The sequence below is a fragment of the uncultured Vibrio sp. genome (assembly GCF_947488985.1).
Taxonomy (GTDB): Bacteria; Pseudomonadota; Gammaproteobacteria; order Enterobacterales; family Vibrionaceae; genus Vibrio.
The window spans coordinates 1-221 of record NZ_CANLBV010000404.1 but is presented as its reverse complement, the minus strand read 5'-3'; the positions used below and the strand labels follow the sequence as shown (position 1 = coordinate 221).

Below are 221 nucleotides of genomic sequence, written 5' to 3'. Positions count from 1 at the left end.
GCATACTGGTGGTGAGTGTATTGGTATCTGGCACTCTTTGGTGGTTACGCGATAACGCGCCCCCTTCTGCGCCTAAGTCTATGATTGATGTACCAACTGCAACGCCTTCAACCCAACCCCCACCACTGAAGCCTCGTGCGCCTATAAGCTCCCCGAAAGAAGTGAAACCTCACTCTGTTGAGCCGACCTTAACGCTCGATAAACACGCTCAGGTGATGGTT

At 52.5% G+C, this 221-nt stretch carries 1 protein-coding gene; it reads left to right on the top strand.

Annotation, left to right across the window (positions count from 1 at the left end; genetic code table 11):
- On the top strand, positions 1 to 221 hold a 221-nt coding region (locus Q1A70_RS20760), incomplete at both ends, for a hypothetical protein (protein ID WP_299695970.1).